Origin of the sequence: Paenibacillus paridis, from assembly GCF_006345825.1 — a bacterium.
GTDB lineage: Bacteria > Bacillota > Bacilli > Paenibacillales > Paenibacillaceae > Pristimantibacillus > Pristimantibacillus paridis.
In genome coordinates this window covers 1-987 of record NZ_VCIX01000002.1, presented here as the reverse complement: position 1 = coordinate 987, position 987 = coordinate 1, and the positions used below count along the sequence as shown (strand labels likewise).

Here is a 987-nt window from a genome sequence, read left to right as displayed (position 1 = left end):
AGCCGTAAGGCTCAGCTGCAATTCACTTTGCACCTTGAAAACTGGATAACGAAAGAAAAGAAATTGCTGAATCATCCTTTAGCTAAAATGTTTTAATTGTTAGTGAAGGTTGTTCGTGATTGTCTCGACATCTTTTCGTTTTGTTTCAACCATTTGATGTCTTAGGAGATCAGAGAAACAAAATGAAAACGGCGAGCAAGCCGAATCAACCGGAACGATAGGTTAAGCTAGTAAGAGCGCACGGAGGATGCCTAGGCACCAGGAGCCGAAGAAGGACGTGGCGAACAACGATACCGCCCCGGGGAGCCGTAAGCAGGCATTGATCCGAGGATTTCCGAATGGGGAAACCCAGCTATCGTAATGGATAGTTACTCTCAACTGAATACATAGGTTGGGTAGAGGCATACCAGGGGAACTGAAACATCTAAGTACCCTGAGGAAGAGAAAACAATAGTGATTCCGTCAGTAGCGGCGAGCGAACGCGGATTAGCCCAAACCAAGGAGCTTGCTTCTTGGGGTTGTAGGACGTCTTACATGGAGTTACAAAGGTGTTTGGTAGGCGAAGAGGTCTGGAAAGGCCCGCCAGAGCAGGTAAAAGCCCTGTAGCCGAAAGCAAGCACCCTCCGAGACGGATCCTGAGTACGGCGGGACACGTGAAACCCCGTCGGAATCCGGCAGGACCATCTGCCAAGGCTAAATACTCCCTGGTGACCGATAGTGAAGCAGTACCGTGAGGGAAAGGTGAAAAGCACCGCGGAAGCGGAGTGAAAAAGAACCTGAAACCGTGCGCTTACAAAAAGTCAGAGCCCGTTAAATGGGTGATGGCGTGCCTTTTGTAGAATGAACCGGCGAGTTACGATCACGTGCAAGGTTAAGTCGGGAAGACGGAGCCGTAGCGAAAGCGAGTCTGAATAGGGCGAATAAGTACGTGGTCGTAGACCCGAAACCGTGTGATCTACCCCTGTCCAGGGTGAAGGTGCGGTAACA

1 rRNA gene is annotated in these 987 nt (G+C 50.2%); it reads left to right on the top strand.

From position 1 onward, the window contains the following. Positions 1–220 precede the first annotated feature (220 nt). A 23S ribosomal RNA gene (locus tag FJQ58_RS00005) occupies positions 221–987 on the top strand; the annotation flags it as partial.